A 20,472-nucleotide genomic window follows, 5' to 3' on the forward strand; every position below is an offset into this window, starting at 1 on the left:
CGGGAGGCTACCCGCCGATATTCACCACGATGCCGTCGCGACCGGCATTGGCCTGGGGCATGGCAGCCCAGGCAATAGAACGTTCAGAACCCAGGGTCAGCTGTCCAATATACGTGTTCGCGTCGGTTGAGAAAATCACAGCCTGGGCGTCATCCGCAACGGTTTTCGGGTCGAAGACGATGCTGGAGCCGGCGTTGATCGCCAACTTCTTGACCTTGTTGAGCTTGCCATTTTTGCCCACCACGGTGGCTTCCACGGTGGAGTCGGAATCAACAGCGGCCAAAGCGAATTTTCCGGTCCCATTGGCCGAGAGCGGCATGGCCTGGGTTCCGGCCAGCACGTTGGAACTGGCGGCCCATGCGGTATCCGAGGAGTCCTTCGGATCGCTGCCGCGGACCATGCGCACCGCTGCGGTCACCGGAGCATCCGATTCAACCACGATGGTGTAATAGCCGCTTGCCAGCTGCTTCAGGCTCTGCACGCCGGTGGCATTGGAGGATACGGCAAGGTTGTCATCGAAGCTGGCAGCTACTTCGCCGTCCTTGCCGAGCACCTTGACCTTGTATCCGGCACCGGAGGAACCTGTGGCCGAGACGTGCAGCTGCGGAACCAGAGTGCCATCGTCCTTGCTCAGCGCATCGGAATTCGATTTCTCGTCAATCCAAACACCGGGAATCACCTGGGTGTTCGAGGCCGAGGCGTTGGCTGCCACGAGATCGACACCCGATGGGGTCAGCCCGCGCAGGGCAGCCTGCTGCACCGACGCGGTGATCTTGCCGCCAAGGCTGGTGACCTCGGCAGAGACCGAGTCCATATCCTGGGCGTAGCCGCCAAGTACGAGAGCGCGGCTCTCCCCTGGCGCCAACACGATGCTCTGCAGGGTCGGGGTGTCGATCAGGCCTTCGGGCCCGCGCAGGCGCAAGGAAACCTGGGCCGTGGTATGCGTCGGATTGGCCAGGTTCATCACGCTGGTGGAACCGGTGCTGGTTTGCAGTCCGGTGAACCTCCAGGTTGATGCCGGCGCCTGGCAGGTGCCCGTCGCCAAGCCCGCCAGGTCGCCGTCCTTGGCCTGGTAGCTGCGCAGGGCGCTGCCTTCAGAGGCCAGGCCGCCCAGCGGCTGCAGCGAGTACACCTGGGCGTCGTCGACGCCATTAACCGTCGAGACCTTGCTGGTGCGCCCGGTCTGGCCATCATCATCCGATCCGCGGGCTTCAAGCGCCTGGTCTTCTGCGATGCGCTCGGTCAGCGGCCGTTCCGAGGTTCCATCGAGTTTGGCGAAGGATGATCCCGGGATGCGCTTTGCCAAATCGGAGACGGCGATGCTGCGCAGGTTGCTGGAGATTTCCTTGCCGCCCGCGGCAAATTGCGGATCTGTTCCGTCAACGCCCTTCAGCAATTTCGGGGTGGGCGCGCAGACGCTGCTGGCATCGCCGGCTGGCAGATTGGTCACCGCGGCCGGCAGGGTCTTTTCAGCAGCCTTCGGGGCAACCAGGGATCCTGCGCCCACTGCGGCGCTGGCGGCAAGCACAGCGGCCAGGCTCAACAGCACTGCACCAGTTTTCTTGCGGGTGGATGCGGTGGCAGCATCCTTGCTGGCAGCAGCTCGCGCCTTGTCCAGCTTCTTGCGGCGTGCGTTCACGCTGCCGGCTGCGGATTCGCTGGCAATGCCAGCTTCGGTGGACTGGGCTAGTTGAGCCTGCTCTTCCTTAGCCGCCTCTGCGGCGCGAATCTTTTCCAGCTTGCGGCGGCGCTTGGCCGCCTTGGCGTTTTCTGGTTCCTTGGCTATCGGCGCAGGTTCCTTCGAAGCAGCCTCCGTCGATGGCGAAGCCGCTGCCGTTCCAGCGTCTTCGGCAGCTTTGGCAGTCGGGCTGTCTGCCGCCGCGTCCTTGCTGCTTTCCGCCGGCTTTTGCTTCTCCGGCGTGGCAGCCAGTTCGGGCTCGGCCTTGTGGGCGGCCTTGGGCTCGTGAGCTGCCGCGGGCACAGCTGGTGCTGCTGGGTCGGTGCTCTTATGAGCCGGATGCGCGACAGCAGAATTTTGCTGGGCTGTCTGGGCCGAGTGGTCTTTTGCTTCCGGTTTGGCCTCGGGCGCACCGGTCGCGGCCGTGGTGGCGTTTGGCTGGCTGTTGCCCGATGGCCCGGATTTCTCTTCGGCTTCGGCCTTGCTGCCCTGATCGGCCTGGCCGGTTTTTGCCGAGCCAGCAGTGGCTGGCTCACCTGCCGGGGCTGGCGCGGCCCCAGGCTTGGCAGGTGCTGGGGTTGCGCTCTTCTTCTGGGCCTTTGCCTCGGCCTTGGCCGCCGATTCCTGCTCGGCTTCCAGGGACTTCTGTTCCCTGGCCGCTTTCTTGGCGTCGGCCTTGGCACGCAGCTGCGCTTCCTTGGCCCGTGCTTTCTCGAGCTTGGCATCAACCTTGGCTTTGGCCTTGGCGGCCTTTTGCTCGGCACGCGAGAGCGCCGCGGATACCTGTTCCCCGGATCCTGCAGCGCCCTGGGAGCTGGCCGCTGGCTTTGGCGCGGGTACCTGTTCGGCAGGCTTGTCAGCAGAATCCGCTGAGTTCACGTTCTTCTCGTCGCTCACTACTTCTTCTCCTGCTCGGCGTCATCGCCCGATATCCGGTCGTTGAGCTTCGGGGTCAAGTTGTCTCGGATCCCGCTGGCCCGTTCACGGGCTTCGCGTCGGCTCTGTGGAAGCATGCCAGTTGCCGCAGGGGGGCTGTGCACTTCGGCCGCGGCGAGAACCTCAGAGGCGTCAGCCAGTGCTTCGTCCTCTGCGCGGGGTTCGCGGAACCGGTACTCGCTATTGCGGTAGTTCGCGAAACGCCGCGAGCTTGGCACCGGAATGGCCAGCAACACGGTAATCAGCAGGACGACGCAAGCCAGAATCAAGAAAGGCATTGCCATGGCTTCCTTGTGCGACAGCGACAGTTCGCCGCCGCCTGCTGGAATCTCGAAGGCCTGTGCCCAGCGGGTCTCCGAATCCTCCGGGTAAGCCACGGAGCGCAGTTGCTCGCCGTCGATGCTTGCCCGCAGTTTCGGATCGGCTGCCGTGGCCAGAACCAGGGTGCGTTCCGAATCGGAAGCCGGGATCTGCACCTTGCTGATCTTGCCGCGGCTGGCAGGCAGCACGGTGACCGCGCCGTCCTCGCCGACGATGCGGGCAAAACCGGTGCCTTCGGCGCCGGCTGAGGTTCCATAGTCCACACGCCAGAGCCATCCGCTGTCGGTTTGTCCCACGGCGGCCAATCCGGTAGCAGAGTCAAGGGCGCGTACGGTTGCTGGAACCGATTCGCCGGTTTCGTTCAACACGATGTAGCCGATGCCCAATTCACGCAGGGACTTGCGGGAATCGAGTGCCGATTCGGAGAGCAGCATGGCTACCGCCTTGCTCTGCACCGATGCGGTAATGGAGCTTTCGTTGCGTTCTGGATCCAGCATGCTTCCCCGAAGCTGCTTGACCTGCGAATACCGGCTGATGCTATCGAGTGTTTCACCGGAGCCGGAGACCAGCTGGCTATCGATTTCGCCGGAAGACCGCGGACTGAGCACCAGGGTGCGCTCCTGGAATTCCGAACGGCCCGCGTCCGCTGCTGTAGCCGGCAAGGTGCGCGGCTGCGAGGAGCCAACCTGCTGGGTGTTCACCAGCTTGGCCATGGATTCCGATGCGGCAGCTGGATTCAGCTGAGTCGCCAGGAGCACCGAGCCGGAGGCCAGTACGGCCACCACGCTGAGCGCAGCTGTCAAGGCCAAGGCCAAGCGGGGTGCGCCTGCGCGGACAGCGCGCGGCTTGTCCTCGTGCCGCAATGCGGCCAAAGCGTTCGCCGCGGCGGCGATCAACGCGAAAACCGCAAAGGAAACAAACGGACCGGTGTAGGCGGTGACCGCAGTGTGCGAATCCATGGTGACCGGGACGAAGCCAACAGCCCATCCAGCGGCCACAGCGATCACGGCGCCCCACAGCAGCCGCCGCGAGTTCCGGCGCATGACGGCATTGACGCTGAATGCGGTGCTCAGCGTGCCAAAAACGGCCATGAAAATGACCGGGGCGCCGACCAGCAGGGCTGCTACGAGTGCCCATGGACCGGCTGGCAGGATGTCCCAGCCCACCAGGCCGACCGCCGGGTTAAATGCTTCCGGGAAGCCCAGCAGCATCTGCCACGGCGACGCAGGCGAAAACGCTGTCGCAGCACCGGGCTCGGTGAACAACAGGCGCGGGTCGCCCAGTGCGGCAACCAGCAGAGGAAGGTTCCACACCACAGCAGGCAACGGGATCCACCACAGGCTGCGAGCTCGGCGCAGCGAGGAGAGAGCCAGCGCGTAGACCAGCACGGTTGCGGTCAGGAAGAATGCCATTGAGCCGGCGGAAATGGCCCAGAGCAGCAAAGCGGCAGACGCTGATGCGGTCCATGCGGATACGGATTGCTGCTTGGGGGTTTTGGGCTTCGCGCCTTCAACGGCTACCTGTGCGTTCACGGAACGCATGACAGCGAGCACAAAGACCGGAAGGAGAATGTGCACCATGGCCGAGCCAATTCGGCCCGATGCCAAGGAGGAGCCCAGCGATGGAAGGAACGCCCAAATAAGTGCTGCGAAGAATCGCACGGCGCGCGAGCGGCTCACCGCGCCGATACCCCACCAGGCGGCCAGCGCGGCAAGCGGCATGGCGGCGAGGAACAAGTAGGGCGATGCTTGATTCGCGTGGCCAAACGTGACCAGCGAGAAGAGCCAGAACAGCACGTCCGAATTATCTGGCGGCGCGCCCGCTCCGGTGGAGATGCTTTGCCACCACGACAGCGCATTGGCGCCGATTTCCTCTGTGCTCTGCGAGAACGGGCGCAAGGCGCCGCCGGAGAGGGCCGAAGCGCCGAGCACATTGCGCCAGGCAATCAGCGAGGCAGCTGCCGAAAGCAACAGGGCAAGGATCAAGGAGAGCACCGCGGTGGTGCGTGGTGGGCGGGCGATGCGGACGAAGTCCGAGAAGTTGTCGCCGCTTGGCTCAACCATGGCGTCGGCGCCGCTGCCGTCGCCATAGACTTCAGTGTCGTCGCGACCGGTAGTCAGGTTGCGGCGGTATTCGCGAACCTGGGCCGCCGAGGTCATCAGCTTGCGTACCTGCCGGCGCGGAATCTGGCGAATCTGTGCGACATTGCGGCGCGAGGCCGCCAGCTTGCCTGGAGTAAACAGGCCACGCAGGACGGCACCGAGGTGGCTGAATCCATGGCCAGGATCCTTGGCGAGCAGGGCCAGCAAGAAGTGGCCAATGCCTCCAAGGAGCAGACCGACCCACAAGAACGGCAATGCCAGCGGCGAGGCGAACTTCAAGCGCTGGAAAACTTCTGAACGCTTCGCTTCGCGCGGTCCAGCCAGGGAGTCGACAACCTCGACCTGGTGGTACATTTTTGCTGTCGGAACCACTACTACGCGGTGCCCGGCCAGGCGGTTTCGCCAGCACAAATCCACGTCGTCGCCACGGCCCGGAATGGCAGGATCAAATCCGCCGAGGTCCTCGAATACTTCGCGCCGGATGAACATGCCCGCCGAGGAAACGGCAAAGTAATCGCTGCGGCCGTCGTACTGCCCTTGATCGACTTCGTCGGTATCGATCATGGTCAGCCGCTGGGCCTTGCGGTCTACGCTCAGGCCGACTTCGGCCAGGTGCCGGGGGTTGTCGATATCCAACAACTTGCATCCGGCGATGGACACGGACTCGGATGCTTCAACGGCACGAGTCAGGTGTTCAAGTGCATCGGGCGCCGGCATGGAGTCATCGTGGATGATCCAAAGCCATTCGTCACGGTCTTGCCGAGCTTCTGGCAGTTGTGAAACAGCCAATTCCAGAGACAGGCCCAAGGACCCTTCCTCGGCTACCAGCAGGGCTGCGTTGGAAGGCAGATTGGCTTGGAGCACCTCCAGGGAAGCATCGGAGGAAGAAGCATCGACTCCGACAAATCGTTCAATAGGCCGGGACTGGTTGCGCAGCGCGGCTAAAGTGCGTGGTAAAAAGTCAGCGCCATCGTGCGAAGCAACGATGGCGGTGACGTGAATTGGCGGACGAATTAGATTGCTCGTTTCCGTAGACGGCGACGTTCGCGCTCTGAGAGCCCTCCCCATATGCCGAAGCGCTCATCATTGCTCAAGGCATATTCTAGACATTCAGAACGGACAACACATGCGCCGCAGACACGTTTCGCGTCGCGAGTCGAGCCGCCCTTTTCAGGGAAAAACGCTTCAGGGTCAGTTTGCGCGCACAGCGCGCGGGCCTGCCAGCCCAGTTCGCCTTCATCAACTTCGCCGCCAACACCGAGCCATACTGCCTTGATGGTGTCGCGTACTTCATCGTCCTCATCGAGCTCCGGCGCCCAGGAACCAACTGAAGGAATTTCTTCAGCGTCCAGTTCCGCGTCGTGCTCTTTGAGATAGTTGTCGGCCGCGGTCTCCAGATCGGCTGCTACTGCAACACGTGCGGACTCACCGGCTTGAGGGTCGACAAACCAGTCAGACGGTGCGTCTTCGAGCCCGTACTGAGCGGACGCAACAGCCGAGGTCGAAAATTCGGAGTACCCCTGCTCCAGATTCGCCATGGTGATGTTGACCTTTCGATTGGTTTGAGTGGATTGGGCCATCTATGGTCCCTACCCATCCGGCAGCATTTATTCCATCAATCTAGAGAATGTGATGGATCCTGCCGGACTCACACTCTAATTACATCCGTGTAACTCCGCTAGAGTCAAGTGGGGAGGTCATTCTAAGAAGACTTCTCAGGAAACTCTCGGCACAACACGCCGTCAAAACAGGCAGATGAGACGGGCGAGTCTTCACTTGCTTGAATTCTCGGTGAATTCTCAGTATCTAATTTCAAAGGACGTTCAATGAGCAGCATTCAACCACAACGAACTTTCGTGGAGGATCTACTTGCACCGCGACGGGCCTCGGCCTCGCCGTGGCTGACGTGGCATTCACTGAGCGGTGAGCGCATCGAGCTCTCCGGTCGAGTTTTTGACAATTGGGTAGCTAAAAGCGCCAATTTGCTCAGTGATCTTTTTGACCTCGACGAAGAGTCCACCGTCGTCATCGATCTCGCCCCGCACTGGAAATCCGTGGTGCTCGCTTTGGCTGCTTTGCACCATGGCGCTACCCTCGTTGACGCCGAACACAGCGACGCAGCTCATGCCGCGCTGTGGATCAGCTCCGAACCCAATGATGAACGCATTCCCGCAAGCAGTGAAATCCTCGCCGTGAACCCGGCAGCTCTCGCGCTGTCCTTCGGCTCGGATCTCGGCCCCGTCGCAGAGGACTTTAATGCTTCAGTGCGTTCCTATGGCGACCAGTTCTACCCGTCAGCTGTTGCTTCTTCCGCAACGGCACTGGCCGCCACTGGCGGTTCTGCTATGACGCTCAATGAGCTTTTTGGGAGTTCCGTTCCAGCACGGGGCACCATTCTGGTGCGCGCACAGCAACCGCTGCTGACCCTCCTCCCCTATCTGGTGAGCCAGTGGGCGGCCGGTGATGCAGTGGTTCTTGTGGAAGACGGCGTGGAAGTCACTGAGCGCCTGCGTGAAGGCGAACGCATCAGCTTCGACTACGAACCTGCCAGCTAGCGCAAGACCTTCGGCGTGGAACCGGTATCGGTTGGACCAGTGGATCCATTCGCAGCCGCACCGATATCGGTTTTAGGCCGTCCGAGAAGTTCGTGATCGTGAGCGAACTCTTCCTCCTGGTCCATTTCCTTGCCAAAGACCCAGAACCGGTAGGCGAAGAAGCGGAATATGGTGCCCAGGATCAAACCGACCACCGAACCGGCGATGAACACCGAGGTCGGGTCGGTCAGGCCCATCCAGTATTTGGTGACCCACACACAGGCTGCGGCAATGCCCAGGCCGATGGCATTCATGATGATGAACATCACCAGCTCGCGCACCACGTTGGCCTGGCGGCGATGGCGGAAGGTCCAATAGCGATTGGCCACCCACGAGAAAATGGTTGCCACGACACCGGCAATAATTTTTGCCTTGACCTGCGAGTCGCTCATTGAGCCATGCAGCAGCCAGACATAGATGCCCGAGTCAATGATGAACGCGACTCCACCAACGACGCCGAACTTCGCAACTTCACGCCAGAACAGCGAGATGAGTCCGGCAATTTTTGATTTGATGCGTTCGAGCAAGGGTCCTCCAGGGAATGAGATTCCCGTCTGGCTAGCAGTAACAGGGCGCACAAAGTACAACTTGAAGCACGCGATCTAGCTATTTTATCGCCAATTTCTGAGGATTGTCCGAATTGTGAGAGTAATCAGACATCTCGCATGCGAATCTGATCCGCGCTTTCGATACCCTAGATAACGTGAGCTTTCCAAAAATTGGCGTGATTGGTGGCGGGCAGCTAGCCCGAATGATGGCCCCTGAGGCCCTGAACCTAGGATTCGAACTTCATATTCTGGCCGAAGGGCCTGAAGTTTCGGCTGCCCGAAGTGTTCCTGACGCACCGGTAGGTGACTACAAGGACCTCGATACCCTGCGCGCTTTTGCCAGGGGCAAGGACGTAGTCACCTTTGACCACGAGCATGTCCCCAACGAATTTTTGACCACGCTGATCAACGAGGGTGTCAATATCCAGCCTCGCCCCGCGGCACTGATCCATGCCCAGGACAAGCTGGTGATGCGCGAGGCCATTGAACGCTTGGGCCTTCCCAACCCGGCCTGGGCCAAGGTGGAGAACGTCGAGGAGCTGATCAGCTTCGGCGAACAGACCGGCTGGCCCATTGTGCTCAAGACCCCGAGGGGCGGCTACGACGGCAAGGGCGTGCGCATGCTCGATAGCATCCAAGATGCCAAAGACGCCGCCGACTGGTTTGCCAACGGCCCATTGCTGGCCGAGGACAAGGTCGACTTCTCCCGTGAGCTCTCCGCCCTGGTGGCGCGCACCCCTTCCGGCGAAGCCAAAGCCTGGCCAGTAGTCCACACCATTCAGGTTGACGGGGTCTGCGACGAAGTGATCGCCCCGGCCCAGGACCTTGACGAGGCCACCGCACGCAGCGCCGCCGAGGCGGCCCTGCGGATCGCCAACGAATTCGGAGTGACCGGCGTCATGGCCGCGGAGCTGTTCGAGACGCCCGGCCAGGGAGCCGGCTATGTCATTAATGAATTGGCGATGCGCCCGCACAATACCGGGCACTGGACCATGAATGGTTCGGTCACCAGCCAGTTCGAGCAGCACCTGCGTGCCGTCCTTGATCTTCCGCTGGGCGACACCCGCGAGCTGGGGGTCACCGTCATGAAGAACTACCTCGGCGGCGCCAACCAGGACCTCTACTCGGCATTCAGCGCTGCACTGGCCGCGGCCCCCGAGGTCAAGGTGCACGCCTACGGCAAGTCCGTTCGCCCGGGCCGAAAGATCGGGCATGTGAACGTGGTGGCAAATGCCGGGCAAACCGTAGATGAACTTCGCGTGCAGGCAAACAAAGTTGCCGCGCTGATCCGCGACGGCGTCGACGCCAAGAACTAACCTGATATTCCGGCAAGAGCCACTGCGCGCAACTGCGCAGTGGCTCTTGCCCAATGACACAACCAAGGAAAAATCTGATGTCTGAAGCACCTCTTGTCGGCCTGGTCATGGGTTCGGATTCCGATTGGCCAGTAATGCGCCTGGCCGCCCAGGCCCTGGCCGAGTTCGGAATTCCATTCGAAGCCGACGTGGTCTCCGCCCACCGGATGCCAACCGAGATGATCGAGTACGGCAAAAAGGCACATGAGCGCGGGCTGCGCGTGATCATTGCTGGAGCAGGCGGCGCGGCCCACTTGCCCGGCATGCTCGCAGCTGTTACTCCGCTGCCTGTCATCGGAGTTCCAGTTCCACTGGCTAAGCTTGATGGAATGGATTCCCTGTTGTCCATCGTCCAGATGCCAGCAGGAGTCCCCGTCGCAACAGTTTCCATTGGCGGTGCACGCAACGCAGGCTTGCTCGCGGTGCGCACCCTAGCCGCGGGAACGGATGAGCTTGCACAGTCGTTGCAGGTAAAGTTGCTTCAGTTCGCAGATTCACTGCGCGAGTCAGCCCACGCCAAGGGCGCTGCACTGCGCGATGAAGTAGCCAACGAGAATTTCGCTTCCTAGGGAAAGTCAAACAAGTACATGGGTTCTGCCAGTCACCGCGCACCGAGTCCGTTGCGCCAGCCGGAGACAATTAGCGCTCCGCAACGCAGCAAACGTGCGCTGATCTTGGTTCTTCTGACCATCTTCTTCCCGGGCAGCGCTCAGCTGGTTGCCGGCAATCGGAAGCTCGGAAGGCTTGCGGTCTCCATTACGATGCTGTGCTGGGTCGCCATTCTTGGCATCCTGGCAATCTACTTCATCAACCGGTCGGTCATCCTCGGCTGGGTAGCGCACCCGAACTTCCAGCTGTTCCTGATCATCGTGCTCGGCAGCTTGGCTGTCGGCTGGTTCATCATGTTCATCAATACCCTGGTGATCATTCGGCCCGGCATGCTGGCTCCCGGCATGCGCGCCATCGTCACCGTTTTCACGCTGGCCGCGGTGGTCGCCACCAGTGGCGTGTTCATCTACGGTGCGTCCTTGTTGAACACCGGACGCGAGACCATTGTCTCGGTCTTCGATGAAGGGCCTGCTTTTGACCCGATCGATGGCCGTTACAACATCGCGGTGTTCGGCGCTGACTCGGGATCCAACCGAGAGGGTGTGCGCACCGACTCGGTGGCACTGCTTTCGGTGGATGCCAAGACCGGCAAGACCCTGCTGATCTCGGTGCCGCGTAACTTCCAAGGCGCGCGCTTTGCAGATGACTCGCCAATGAAGAAGATCTGGCCCGAGGGCTACAACTGCGGTAACGATTGCATCTTCAATGCCATCTACCGCAACGCGGCTGACGAGCATGCTGATGCTTTCCCGGCGTCCGTGAAGAATGTAGGCGCGCAGGCGGCCATGGATGCCCTGGAAGGAACTACCGGACTGCCCGTGCAGGGCTACGTCATGGTGGACATGGCAGGATTTGAGCAGTTTGTCGACGCCCTGGGCGGAGTCACCATCAATTCCGGCGGCTGGGTTCCATACAACGGCAAGTACTACCCCAACAGCACCGTGCGCACCCACTGGTTCGCCCCTGGCACCCAAACCTTCAATGGCAAGCATGCCCTGTGGTTTGCCCGCTCCCGCGACTTCACCGACGACTACCACCGCATCAAGCGCCAGCAGTGCTTGCAGCAGGCCATCATCAAGCAATTCACTCCGCAGACCATTCTGACGAACTTCACCAGCATCATGTCCGCTGGCGAGCAGCTGGTGGAGACAAACATTCCAGCCGGCCAGCTCGGCTCCTTCGTCTCCTTGGCCGAGAAGGTCTCTTCACAGCCGATGGCACGCCTGACCTTGGGCGCACCGGACTTTGAGCGATCCTTCTCCACGTACCCGGACTTTGACAAGCTCCAGGAGCGAATCCGCACCCTGATTGCCAAGCAGTCGGAGAGCGAGAAGAAGAAGACTGAGAAGTCCGATTCTTCTAAGAAGAGCGAAAATTCTTCCAAGGCTTCCGAGTCCCCCAAGAGCTCGGAAAGTGAAGAAAGCACTGAAGAGAGCGCAGATACCACGGATATCAATAACGCTCCCAAGCTTTCCGGCGGCGGAGATCAGGAATTCACCCAGCCTGATGGAAGTCCAATCACCGAGGAGTACTTGGTGCAGCTGGAAATGGCTGGATACAACACCCGCATTTCACAGATCGCCGCTAACAACGACGAATGCTCTGTTCCGTAAACGGTTAGACCCCCCGACCGCAATGCAACCCAATCACTGTTCTTGAAAGGCTATGGTCAAACAACGTGTTCGAGTTGAAAAACGCGATGAGGGATTACCACTGGGGTTCTGATTCCCAGATCTCTGATTTGCTGGATCTGCCTGCGGATATTTCCCCGCAGGCAGAGATGTGGCTTGGCGCCCACCCAGGATGCCCCAGCCGGCTGGTTGATGAAGACATTGCCCTGAATGACTTCATCGCCCAAGACCCGCAGCAAGTACTGGGGGCAACTGTTGCGCAGCGATTTGGCCGCCTGCCCTATCTGTTCAAGGTGCTCTCGGCGACCCAGCCCCTGTCGATCCAGACGCACCCGACCCTCAAGCAGGCCCAGGAGCGTTTTGCCCTGGAAAACTCCAGTGGCAAGACCCTTGATGCGGCCGACCGCAACTATCGGGATGACAATCACAAGCCAGAGATGCTTTATGCACTGACTGATTTTGTGGCGTTATCCGGATTCCGCCAGCCTGGCCAAATCATCAAGGATCTGCAGTTGTTGTCCGCCGGACTCCCGGAAGACAAGCTGGGCGAGATTGAGACGATCATTCGTTCATTGCAGGGGCAGGATCCACTGGCCGCTGCTTTCAGCCATGTGCTGACCGCCGGGGAACCTGTTGCCCAAACCGTGGAGCTGATCTGCTCAGCCATTGAGTCCTCGGATCAGTTGAAGGCCAACGCCCACTTTGCCGAGCTGGTGTCGATCAACAAGATCTACCCTTCGGATCCAGGCGTATTGGTCGCACTACTGCTGAATCTGGTGTTCTTGGAACCGGGCCAGGCCATCAGCCTGGGCGCTGGAAATGTTCATGCCTACTTGCGCGGGCTAGGCATCGAAGTCATGGCCAACTCGGACAACGTTCTGCGAGGCGGGTTGACCAGCAAGCATATCGATGTTCCCGAACTTCTGGATGTCACCATCAGCCAGCCCTCCCCTGCGCCGATCCTTGCCCCGGTCGCGCTGGACTCGCACGACCGCCTGTACAAGCCGGACTTCGAAGAGTTCCAGCTGCAGGTGCTCGATCCGCAGGCTGCAGGCCAGGCTTCCGAACTTCAGCTGCACGGTGCTGGAGTGGTCTTGTGCACCGCGGGCGAGTTCTTGGTCAAAACCCAGGAAGGCCAGCGAAGCATCAAGCGCGGACAGTCCCTCTTCATTACCGCCGCCGAGCTGCCTGCGACGGCGACATTGCAGGGCAATGCACCTGGCCAGCTCTTTGCCGCCAGTGCACAGATCGATTAAAGAAGTCTCCTTGCTGGACCGAATCTAGCTCCGATACGCCGATGGCCATGAACCTTGAAAAGGTTCATGGCCATCGGCGTATCCCAGAAGGATTTAGCGGGTGTAGGCTTCCCACTTATCCTGGTGGTGCTCGCCTTCAACGAAGCGGATGGTTCCGGACTTCGCGCGCATCACGATCGACTGCGTGCTGATGCGGTTGCCCTTGTAACGTACGCCGCGCAGCAGGTCGCCATCGGTGATGCCGGTCGCTGCGAAGTAGCAGTTATCGGAAGTCACCAGATCGTTGGTGGTCAATACGCGGTCCAGCTGGTGGCCGGCGTCCAGTGCCTTCTGCTTTTCGTCGTCATCAGTTGGCCACAAGCGCCCCTGGATGACACCGCCCAGCGCCTTGATAGCGCAGGCGGTCACGATGCCCTCCGGCGTGCCACCGATACCCATCAGCGCGTCAACGCCAGTGCCTTCACGAGTTGCGGCGATGGCGCCGGCGACGTCGCCGTCCATGATCAGCTTGGTGCGAGCACCAGCTGCACGGATCTCCTCGATCAGTCCGGCATGGCGCGGACGGTCCAAGATGGTCACGGTGATCTGGCTGAGCTTCTTGCCCTTGGCCTTGGCGATCAAGTGCAGGTTCTGCTTCACTGGCAAACGCAGGTCAACAAGGTCAGCGGCTTCTGGGCCGGTGACCAGCTTTTCCATGTAGAAAACAGCTGAAGGATCAAACATGGATCCGCGGTCAGCCACTGCCAATACCGACAGCGCATTGTTCAAGCCGAGGGCTGTCAAGCGGGTTCCGTCGATCGGGTCAACAGCTACGTCGCATTCGGCACCGGTGCCGTTGCCGACTTGCTCGCCGTTGAAGAGCATTGGGGCTTCATCTTTTTCACCCTCACCGATGACAACAACGCCATTGAAGTTCACGGTGGAGAGCAGACCTCGCATAGCGTCTACTGCAGCGCCGTCGGCCGCGTTCTTGTCACCGAATCCAACCCATGGCGTGGACGCGATGGCGGCAGCTTCAGTAGCGCGCACCAGTTCCAGTGCTAGGTTGCGGTCCGGCTCCGAGTCGGTTACCGACAGTCGCGAGGAAAGGTGGGCATAATTGTTCTTTTCGGTCACGAAAGATCCCATCACTGAGTCGTAGTCATTGCGCCTATGCAAACATATTCATTCTATCTCTTTAGAATTTGCAGTGACAGTTCGTGTCGCCAGGGCTTTCGAAGCCCAACGTGGGGTTGGGCACGCTAGTTCCAATTACACAGAATCTTCGGGGAGAATAGAAGACGTGCAACTTGAGAACAACAGTGGGAATACCATGCCTGTGAACGAGCCGTCGGATCAGTCCGCAAAGTCGGCACCGGAGCCTCGTCGCGATTTGAATGATCCTGAGGCGACCTTTGAGGACTTGCCGTTCAAGCCGCAGCTCACCGAGAAGCAGGCCAAGCGTGCCAACCAGACCTTCAAGGGCATGGTCCTTTCGGTTGGCTTCACCCTCGCTGTTGTTATTCCGCTGGTATTGCTCAACCCGGCTCCGAAAGATGAAGCCTTCGAGAGCAAGGTTAACTTGCAGCAGACCGCGGAGCAAACCGAACAAATTGCAGGTTTCGACGTCTTCGCGCCAAGCCTGGGCGATGGACAGTATGCCAACTTTGCCCGCTGGCAGGCCAATACCGCTCAGGGTGTCCCCTACTGGGAATTTGGCATCGTGACCAAGAACAAGGATTTTGTCTGGGTACGCCAGGCCGCTGAAGCAAACGCCACGTGGATCGCCTTGACTACCGACACCGCCGTTCCGACCGGCACCAGGACCATTGGTGGCTGGGAATGGGAAGTCCGGGTCAAGGACGAAACCACGTATCTGATTTCGGAGCGCAAGGAGTCAACGCTGATCCTGTCCACGGACACTTCCCAGCAGCAGCTTGAGGATGTGGCCGAGCTGGCAGAATCCACGCTTAGCTAGTCGGTTTTGTGACTTCACCCTGACCGCAAATATTCGATATTCGAACATCTTCCCGTAGACTTTGGCTTATGCGATCTGAATCAACCACTCAATCCTTGTCCCCCAAAGAGGCTTGGGAGAAGCTTAGCGCCGGTAACCTGCGTTTCGTCAATGAAGAAACCGAACATCCTAATCAGGACAGTGCCCGGCGCCAGTCGCTGATTTCAGGCCAAGAGCCGTTTGCGGTGATCTTCGGTTGCTCGGATTCCCGGCTCGCAGCCGAAATCATCTTCGACGTCGGCCTGGGCGACATGTTCGTGGTCCGCACTGCTGGCCACGTGATCGATCCGGCCAGCCTCGGTTCTCTGGAGTTCGCGGTTGACGAGCTCAACGTGCCTTTGATTGTCATTCTGGGCCACAACTCTTGCGGCGCAGTCACGAGCGCCATCAAGGTCAAGGAGTCCGGGGACATGCCCAAGGGCTTCGTGCGGGATCTGGTCGAGCACATCACTCCATCCGTCCTGGCCGCCGAGCGCAAGGGCATCACCGATGTCAACGGCACGGTCGTTGAGCACGTAAAGCAAACCACGGACCGCCTTGTCGATCTGTCCACCATCATCGCGCACGCTATCGAAGAGGGCCGCACAGCCGTAGCTGGCGTGGCCTACCACCTCGACGATGGCCGGGCGCAGCTCGTCTCAAGCTTGGGCCTGGACTAGGGAGCATCCGCACTGCGGGAACCGCCTTGCACCGTGGGTTTTATTCCCGTATCGGCGCAGCGTCACTAGCGGTTGTGATGTTTGCTTCAGAGTCCTGTCCTTCCATTGCATTCGAGGCGTAATCTGGGCGCATGACTAACAGTGACGATTTCCGCATTGAACATGACACCATGGGTGAAGTCCGAGTTCCGGCCCAGGCTTTGTATCGCGCACAAACTCAGCGTGCGGTCGAGAACTTTCCAATCTCAGGCAAAACGCTGGAGTCATCGCATATCAAGGCCCTCGCCCAGGTGAAAAAGGCCGCGGCCCAGGCAAACCTCGCATTGGGTGTGCTTGATGCCGAGCGCGCCGGAGCTATCACCGATGCTGCCGAAGAGGTGGCCAGCGGAAAGTACGACGAGCACTTCCCCATCGACGTCTTCCAGACCGGTTCGGGAACCAGCTCGAATATGAACACCAATGAGGTCCTTGCCGAATTGGCCACCCGCGCCTTGAAGGCAAAACAGAGCGCCACCGAGGTTCATCCCAATGACCATGTGAACGCTTCGCAGTCCTCCAATGACGTATTCCCGACTTCGGTCCACGTAGCTGCCACCGGCGCCCTGATCAATGACCTGGTCCCTGCCTTGGGCCAGCTGGCCGCCGCTCTGGAAGCAAAATCGGCCGAATTCAAGGATGTCGTCAAGTCCGGCCGCACCCACCTGATGGACGCCACCCCGGTCACCTTGGGACAGGAGTTCGGCGGTTATGCAGCACAGGTGCGCTACGGCATCGAGCGAGTCGAGGCGGCCTTGCCACGAGTTGCCGAAGTCCCGCTGGGCGGCACCGCAGTCGGCACCGGCATCAATACTCCTGAAGGCTTCCCGCAGAAGGTGATCGAGTTCCTTCGCGAGGACACCGGCCTGCCTATTACCGAAGCACGCAATCATTTTGAAGCCCAGGCCAACCGCGATGGCCTTGTCGAGGCATCGGCTGCCCTGCGGACCATCGCCATATCGCTCATCAAAATCGCCAACGACTTGCGTTGGATGGGCTCTGGCCCGAACACCGGCCTGGGCGAAATCTCCATCCCTGATCTGCAGCCAGGCTCGTCGATCATGCCTGGCAAGGTCAACCCGGTAATCTCCGAAGCGACCATCCAGGTTGCCGCCCAGGTCATCGGCAACGACACCGCCATTGCGTGGGCAGGCACCAATGGAGCCTTTGAATTGAACGTGGGCATCCCGGTCATGGCCTCGAACCTGCTTGAATCAATCCGGTTGCTGGCCAACACCGCCACCGTGATGGCAGAGAAGATGATCGATGGAATCAAGGCCAACGTTGAACGCGCCCGCTTCCTGGCCGAGGCCTCCCCGTCCATCGTCACCCCGTTGAACAAGCTGATCGGCTACGAGAACGCGGCCAAGATTGCCAAGAAAGCCGTCGCCGAAGGCCTGACCGTCCGCGAGGCCACCATCGCGCTGGGATTCGTCGAGCGCGGCGAAGTCACCGAAGCCCAGCTTGATGAACTGCTTGATGTCTCCACCATGGTGGGCAAGCACTAGAGCTCTCATAGAGCAAGCGGCGACCCCTTGCTATCCGGATCAATGATCGCGGAAGGCAAGGGGCCGCCGCTATTGCGGGGCTGGCAAGCTAGCCAGCCCCCGGAGCGCCCGAACAGCTCGCATCGGATCGCAGCTGCATGAAGCGCCTGCTAATCCAGCGTGATCCAGTAGCGGCGCACATCCTCCGGTGAACCGAATATCGGGCCAACTTCGCTTTGCGGCTTGATGCTTTCAAGCACACCGCCACATGATTCGATAGTGCGAGCGGATCCGATGTTGGAGTCATTGCACGTGATCAGGACTTTCGGCAGTCCCAGGCTCCGTGCTTGCTCCAGCGATCCGGCGAGCGCCAGCTTGGCCAGGCCTCGCCGCCGCGCGCTGGGTCGGATGCCGTAGCCTATATGGCCGCCGACTTCCGCCAGGTAGCCGGTGCCAAGATCATGCCTCAGGCTCACGGCGCCTAAGTACTTGCCGTTTTCCACTACCCAGAGAGTGCTTTGCGAAACGAATCCTGGCGCTGGCGTGAATTCTGGCTTTGCCAGGTCGTTGAGAAGTTTCACCCAGCGCTCAAAATCCGTGTGGTCAGCCAAGTCCCAGCCATATTTATCTGCGAAGAACATCGAAGCGCCGTCTTGTTCCTCGCCGTTCCATTCTGCGGTGCTTTGCATAAATGATTGGTGCAGGTCAGTAGTTGGTTTACGGAGATCTATCTGGCTCATGGGGTCAGCCTAGTACAGATCGCCATCCAGCTTTCCGCCCAGGCTTGGCAGGGATGGAATGCCGCAGATCACTTAAGTTGCACCCTTGAAGTCATAGTGCAATACTGCACTGTATGAAAGATAGTGCAAAAGATGCAGCGGGAGTGCCCACCGAGGCACCGACGTTGAGCGGACGCATGCAAAAAACCCGGACGTCCATCACTCGCCATTGCCGCGAGCTAACGGCCGAGTTCGGCTTCAACGGTTTCACCATTGAACAGGTATGCGAACGGGTAGGCATCTCCCGGAGAACCTTCTTCAACTACTTCCCCAGCAAAATCGACGCAGTCTTCGGGCACGATGCCGACGCCATGCCAGAAGGCATCATCGAGCGTTTCATGGCGGCTCGGCCGGAGGGCATCACCGGGATTTCCCCCACGCTTCTGGCAGACCTGGTGGACATGGTCATTGAACGGCTGAGTTTTGATGAAACCGAAATCGTGAGCACCCATGGGTTCTTCTCCGTGGCCCACCGCGAACCGGAACTCCTTCAGCACATGGTCCAGGCCGGACCCAAGAAAGACGCGGAGTTCCGTGAACTCATTGCATCGCGCGAAGGAGTCGATCCGCAGGATCCACTGCTCTCAAGCCTTTTGCACATTCTCAAGCACACCACTCTCCAAGCCATCGAGGCTTATGTCGAAGGTTCCGGGAAACGCTCGCTCACCGAGGAGTTCCTGGAACTGATGGGCCGGATCCAAAACATCATGGGCCAGCCCCTGAGACGCAGCAACGACTAAATAATTCCTTCAACACCTCTCGCAAGGATTGCAATGACCGCAACTACCGGTTCCCGGAAAACCCCGGGCGATGCACCCCTGGTATTGACCCAGCGGCGCATCTGGATCATCTTCTCCGCCTTGATCGCAGGAATGCTCCTGTCATCACTGGACCAAACCATCGTCTCCACTGCCATGCCAACCATTGTCGGCAAGCTCGGCGGCGTTGAGCACCAGGCCTGGATCACCACGGCCTACCTTTTGGCCACCACCATCGTGATGCCCATCTATGGCAAGTTTGGCGATGTCCTCGGACGCCGCAACCTGTTCATGATTGCCATCGCGTTGTTCACCTTGGCATCTGTCGGCGCCGCCTTCTCCACCACCTTCTGGATGTTCGTGGTCTTCCGCGCCATCCAGGGCCTGGGTGGCGGCGGCTTGATGATCCTCTCGCAGGCCATCATCGCCGACATCGTCCCGGCTTCCGAGCGCGGCAAGTACATGGGACCCCTGGGCGGCATCTTCGGTTTGTCGGCCGTCGCCGGCCCGCTGCTCGGTGGATTCTTCGTTGACCACATGACCTGGGAATGGGCGTTCTACATCAACATCCCTGTTGGCATTGCCGCCTTTGCCATCGCATGGTTTGCATTGACCCTGCCAAACAAGAAGGCAGAAAAGAAGATCGACATCCTGGGCGTGCTCTTGCTGTCGATTGCCACAACCTGCCTGATCTTCTTCACCGACTTCGGCGGCTCCGCTGCTCACGGCTGGGGAGCCCTGGAAACCTGGGCTTGGGGTGCCGGCCTGGTGATCGCCGCTTCGCTGTTCATCCTGGCTGAAGCCAAGGCCGAAGACCCGATCATCCCGCTGAGCCTGTTCAAGAACAAGGTCTTCATCAACGCCACCGCCATCGGTTTCACCCTGGGCATCGGAATGTTCTCCGCGATCGCTTTCGTGCCAACCTTCCTGCAGATGTCCTCGGGCACCTCCGCCGCCGTTTCCGGCCTGCTGATGGTTCCAATGATGGTCGGCATGATGGGTACTTCCATTTACTCGGGCATGGCGATCTCAAAGTCCGGACGCTACAAGGGCTATCCGATCGCCGGAACCATCGTCACCGTTGCCGCCATGCTGGCATTCACCACCCTGACCGCACAGACCCCGCTGTGGCTGATCTGCGCCTACCTGTTTGTCCTCGGCGCCGGCATGGGCCTGATCATGCAGGTTGTCGTCCTGGTAGTTCAGAACGCTGTCGGACCAGAGATGGTCGGCACCGCCACCTCCACCAACAACTACTTCCGTGAAGTCGGTGCGTCGCTGGGTGTGGCCATCTTCGGCGCCTTGTTCACCAACCGCCTCTCCGAGAAGCTCCTGGATGTCTTCTCCGGCGCTGGAGCCAGCGCTGCTGATGCCGGCCAGGCGGCATCCACCTTGGATCCGCAGACGCTGTCATCACTGCCGGATGCTTTGCGTGATGGCATCGTGGACGCCTACGCCAGCTCCTTGGCCCCGGTGTTCTGGTACCTGATTCCGTTCCTGGTTGTGGCGTTCGCCCTGGCCTTGTTCCTCAAGCAGGTTCCACTCTCCGACACCGCAGGCATGGTTGCCCGCGGCGAGGCCATCGGCGGAGAAGAAGCAATAGCTTTCGAAGAGGCCCAGCGCGCCCAGCAGGCTGCGCCTGCGGAGAATGCAATGGAGTCCGAGGGCAATGTCTTGGTCGCTGAGCGCCCAAGCGACAAGAGCACCCCGCCGGAAGCCAAGTAGGG

16 protein-coding genes are annotated in these 20,472 nt (G+C 60.2%); 10 read left to right on the top strand and 6 right to left on the bottom strand.

Going from position 1 to position 20,472, the window contains the following annotated elements:
* Nucleotides 1–7: 7 nt before the first annotated feature.
* Genes H6F58_RS18395 through H6F58_RS18305 form a run of 3 tightly spaced genes read right to left on the bottom strand, consistent with a single transcriptional unit; the run spans nucleotide 8 to nucleotide 6,575 of the window.
* Nucleotides 8–2,575 (bottom strand): DUF5719 family protein, encoded by a 2,568-nt coding sequence (locus H6F58_RS18395; RefSeq protein ID WP_195181295.1) that lies wholly within the window; start codon nucleotides 2,573–2,575, stop codon nucleotides 8–10.
* Complete coding sequence (locus H6F58_RS05725) at nucleotides 2,575–6,105, bottom strand: glycosyltransferase family 2 protein (RefSeq protein ID WP_195181296.1); 3,531 nt, start codon at nucleotides 6,103–6,105, stop codon at nucleotides 2,575–2,577. Before H6F58_RS05725 ends, H6F58_RS18395 begins: the two co-directional genes overlap by 1 nt.
* A complete protein-coding gene (locus H6F58_RS18305; protein WP_075972560.1) occupies nucleotides 6,051–6,575 on the bottom strand; it encodes a WhiB family transcriptional regulator in 525 nt (174 codons plus the stop codon). Before H6F58_RS18305 ends, H6F58_RS05725 begins: the two co-directional genes overlap by 55 nt.
* Nucleotides 6,576–6,863: 288 nt before the next feature.
* Here H6F58_RS18305 and H6F58_RS05735 point away from each other — a divergent pair, with 288 nt between their 5' ends.
* Complete coding sequence (locus H6F58_RS05735; RefSeq protein WP_146277831.1) at nucleotides 6,864–7,592, top strand: TIGR03089 family protein; 729 nt, start codon at nucleotides 6,864–6,866, stop codon at nucleotides 7,590–7,592.
* Here the strand turns inward: H6F58_RS05735 and H6F58_RS05740 are convergent.
* Nucleotides 7,589–8,158, bottom strand: coding sequence for a GtrA family protein (locus H6F58_RS05740; RefSeq protein WP_060700865.1), 570 nt, complete (start codon nucleotides 8,156–8,158; stop codon nucleotides 7,589–7,591). The genes H6F58_RS05735 and H6F58_RS05740 overlap by 4 nt on opposite strands.
* Before the next feature lie 176 nt (nucleotides 8,159–8,334).
* Between H6F58_RS05740 and H6F58_RS05745 the strand changes: the two genes are divergently transcribed.
* From H6F58_RS05745 to manA, 4 genes are all read left to right on the top strand, one after another.
* On the top strand, nucleotides 8,335–9,495 hold the full coding sequence (locus H6F58_RS05745; RefSeq protein WP_146277830.1) for a 5-(carboxyamino)imidazole ribonucleotide synthase: 1,161 nt from the start codon (nucleotides 8,335–8,337) through the stop codon (nucleotides 9,493–9,495).
* A gap of 77 nt (nucleotides 9,496–9,572) precedes the next feature.
* Complete coding sequence (gene purE / locus H6F58_RS05750; RefSeq protein WP_171918595.1) at nucleotides 9,573–10,103, top strand: 5-(carboxyamino)imidazole ribonucleotide mutase; 531 nt, start codon at nucleotides 9,573–9,575, stop codon at nucleotides 10,101–10,103.
* Between the two features lie 18 nt (nucleotides 10,104–10,121).
* Nucleotides 10,122–11,756, top strand: a complete 1,635-nt coding sequence (locus H6F58_RS05755; protein ID WP_146277828.1) for an LCP family protein — start codon at nucleotides 10,122–10,124, stop codon at nucleotides 11,754–11,756.
* Nucleotides 11,757–11,821: 65 nt separating this feature from the next.
* The gene (manA, locus tag H6F58_RS05760) at nucleotides 11,822–13,030 is read left to right on the top strand and encodes a mannose-6-phosphate isomerase, class I (protein WP_146277827.1); all 1,209 of its coding nucleotides are present in this window, start codon (nucleotides 11,822–11,824) and stop codon (nucleotides 13,028–13,030) included.
* Between the two features lie 93 nt (nucleotides 13,031–13,123).
* Here the strand turns inward: manA and glpX are convergent, their stop codons facing one another.
* Nucleotides 13,124–14,158 (bottom strand): class II fructose-bisphosphatase, encoded by a 1,035-nt coding sequence (gene glpX / locus H6F58_RS05765; protein ID WP_060703296.1) that lies wholly within the window; start codon nucleotides 14,156–14,158, stop codon nucleotides 13,124–13,126.
* A gap of 184 nt (nucleotides 14,159–14,342) precedes the next feature.
* Here glpX and H6F58_RS05770 point away from each other — a divergent pair, with 184 nt between their 5' ends.
* The 3 genes from H6F58_RS05770 to H6F58_RS05780 all read left to right on the top strand — a co-directional run bounded on the left by H6F58_RS05770 (nucleotide 14,343) and on the right by H6F58_RS05780 (nucleotide 17,229).
* On the top strand, nucleotides 14,343–14,987 hold the full coding sequence (locus H6F58_RS05770; protein ID WP_146277826.1) for a DUF4245 domain-containing protein: 645 nt from the start codon (nucleotides 14,343–14,345) through the stop codon (nucleotides 14,985–14,987).
* Between the two features lie 68 nt (nucleotides 14,988–15,055).
* On the top strand, nucleotides 15,056–15,685 hold the full coding sequence (locus H6F58_RS05775; protein WP_146277825.1) for a carbonic anhydrase: 630 nt from the start codon (nucleotides 15,056–15,058) through the stop codon (nucleotides 15,683–15,685).
* Nucleotides 15,686–15,816: 131 nt separating this feature from the next.
* Complete coding sequence (locus H6F58_RS05780; protein WP_060700858.1) at nucleotides 15,817–17,229, top strand: class II fumarate hydratase; 1,413 nt, start codon at nucleotides 15,817–15,819, stop codon at nucleotides 17,227–17,229.
* Nucleotides 17,230–17,378: 149 nt separating this feature from the next.
* On the opposite strand, the gene H6F58_RS05785 is transcribed toward H6F58_RS05780, so the two are convergent.
* Nucleotides 17,379–17,948 carry a GNAT family N-acetyltransferase gene (locus tag H6F58_RS05785; RefSeq protein ID WP_146277824.1) on the bottom strand — a complete coding sequence of 190 codons (570 nt, stop codon included), beginning with the start codon at nucleotides 17,946–17,948 and terminating at the stop codon, nucleotides 17,379–17,381.
* A 113-nt stretch (nucleotides 17,949–18,061) separates the two neighbouring features.
* Here H6F58_RS05785 and H6F58_RS05790 point away from each other — a divergent pair, with 113 nt between their 5' ends.
* Together H6F58_RS05790 and H6F58_RS05795 are read left to right on the top strand one after the other, a co-directional pair.
* Nucleotides 18,062–18,727: a TetR family transcriptional regulator gene (locus H6F58_RS05790; RefSeq protein WP_146277823.1), complete on the top strand. Its 666-nt coding sequence runs from the start codon at nucleotides 18,062–18,064 to the stop codon at nucleotides 18,725–18,727.
* A 33-nt stretch (nucleotides 18,728–18,760) separates the two neighbouring features.
* Nucleotides 18,761–20,470 (top strand): MDR family MFS transporter, encoded by a 1,710-nt coding sequence (locus H6F58_RS05795; RefSeq protein WP_146277822.1) that lies wholly within the window; start codon nucleotides 18,761–18,763, stop codon nucleotides 20,468–20,470.
* Nucleotides 20,471–20,472: the final 2 nt, after the last annotated feature.

Source organism: Glutamicibacter sp. FBE19 (assembly GCF_015524875.1).
In the GTDB taxonomy this organism is placed as follows: Bacteria; Actinomycetota; Actinomycetes; order Actinomycetales; family Micrococcaceae; genus Glutamicibacter; species Glutamicibacter halophytocola.

Excerpts from the sequence above, each read along its gene's own strand:
- H6F58_RS05725 (WP_195181296.1), bottom strand. The coding sequence starts at position 6,105 with ATGGGGAGGGCTCTCAGAGCGCGAACGTCGCCGTCTACGGAAACGAGC.
- H6F58_RS18305 (WP_075972560.1), bottom strand. The coding sequence starts at position 6,575 with ATGGCGAATCTGGAGCAGGGGTACTCCGAATTTTCGACCTCGGCTGTT.
- H6F58_RS05735 (WP_146277831.1), top strand. The coding sequence starts at position 6,864 with ATGAGCAGCATTCAACCACAACGAACTTTCGTGGAGGATCTACTTGCA.
- purE (WP_171918595.1), top strand. The coding sequence starts at position 9,573 with ATGTCTGAAGCACCTCTTGTCGGCCTGGTCATGGGTTCGGATTCCGAT.
- H6F58_RS05755 (WP_146277828.1), top strand. The coding sequence starts at position 10,122 with ATGGGTTCTGCCAGTCACCGCGCACCGAGTCCGTTGCGCCAGCCGGAG.
- glpX (WP_060703296.1), bottom strand. The coding sequence starts at position 14,158 with ATGGGATCTTTCGTGACCGAAAAGAACAATTATGCCCACCTTTCCTCG.
- H6F58_RS05770 (WP_146277826.1), top strand. The coding sequence starts at position 14,343 with ATGCCTGTGAACGAGCCGTCGGATCAGTCCGCAAAGTCGGCACCGGAG.
- H6F58_RS05775 (WP_146277825.1), top strand. The coding sequence starts at position 15,056 with ATGCGATCTGAATCAACCACTCAATCCTTGTCCCCCAAAGAGGCTTGG.
- H6F58_RS05780 (WP_060700858.1), top strand. The coding sequence starts at position 15,817 with ATGACTAACAGTGACGATTTCCGCATTGAACATGACACCATGGGTGAA.
- H6F58_RS05785 (WP_146277824.1), bottom strand. The coding sequence starts at position 17,948 with ATGAGCCAGATAGATCTCCGTAAACCAACTACTGACCTGCACCAATCA.
- H6F58_RS05790 (WP_146277823.1), top strand. The coding sequence starts at position 18,062 with ATGAAAGATAGTGCAAAAGATGCAGCGGGAGTGCCCACCGAGGCACCG.
- H6F58_RS05795 (WP_146277822.1), top strand. The coding sequence starts at position 18,761 with ATGACCGCAACTACCGGTTCCCGGAAAACCCCGGGCGATGCACCCCTG.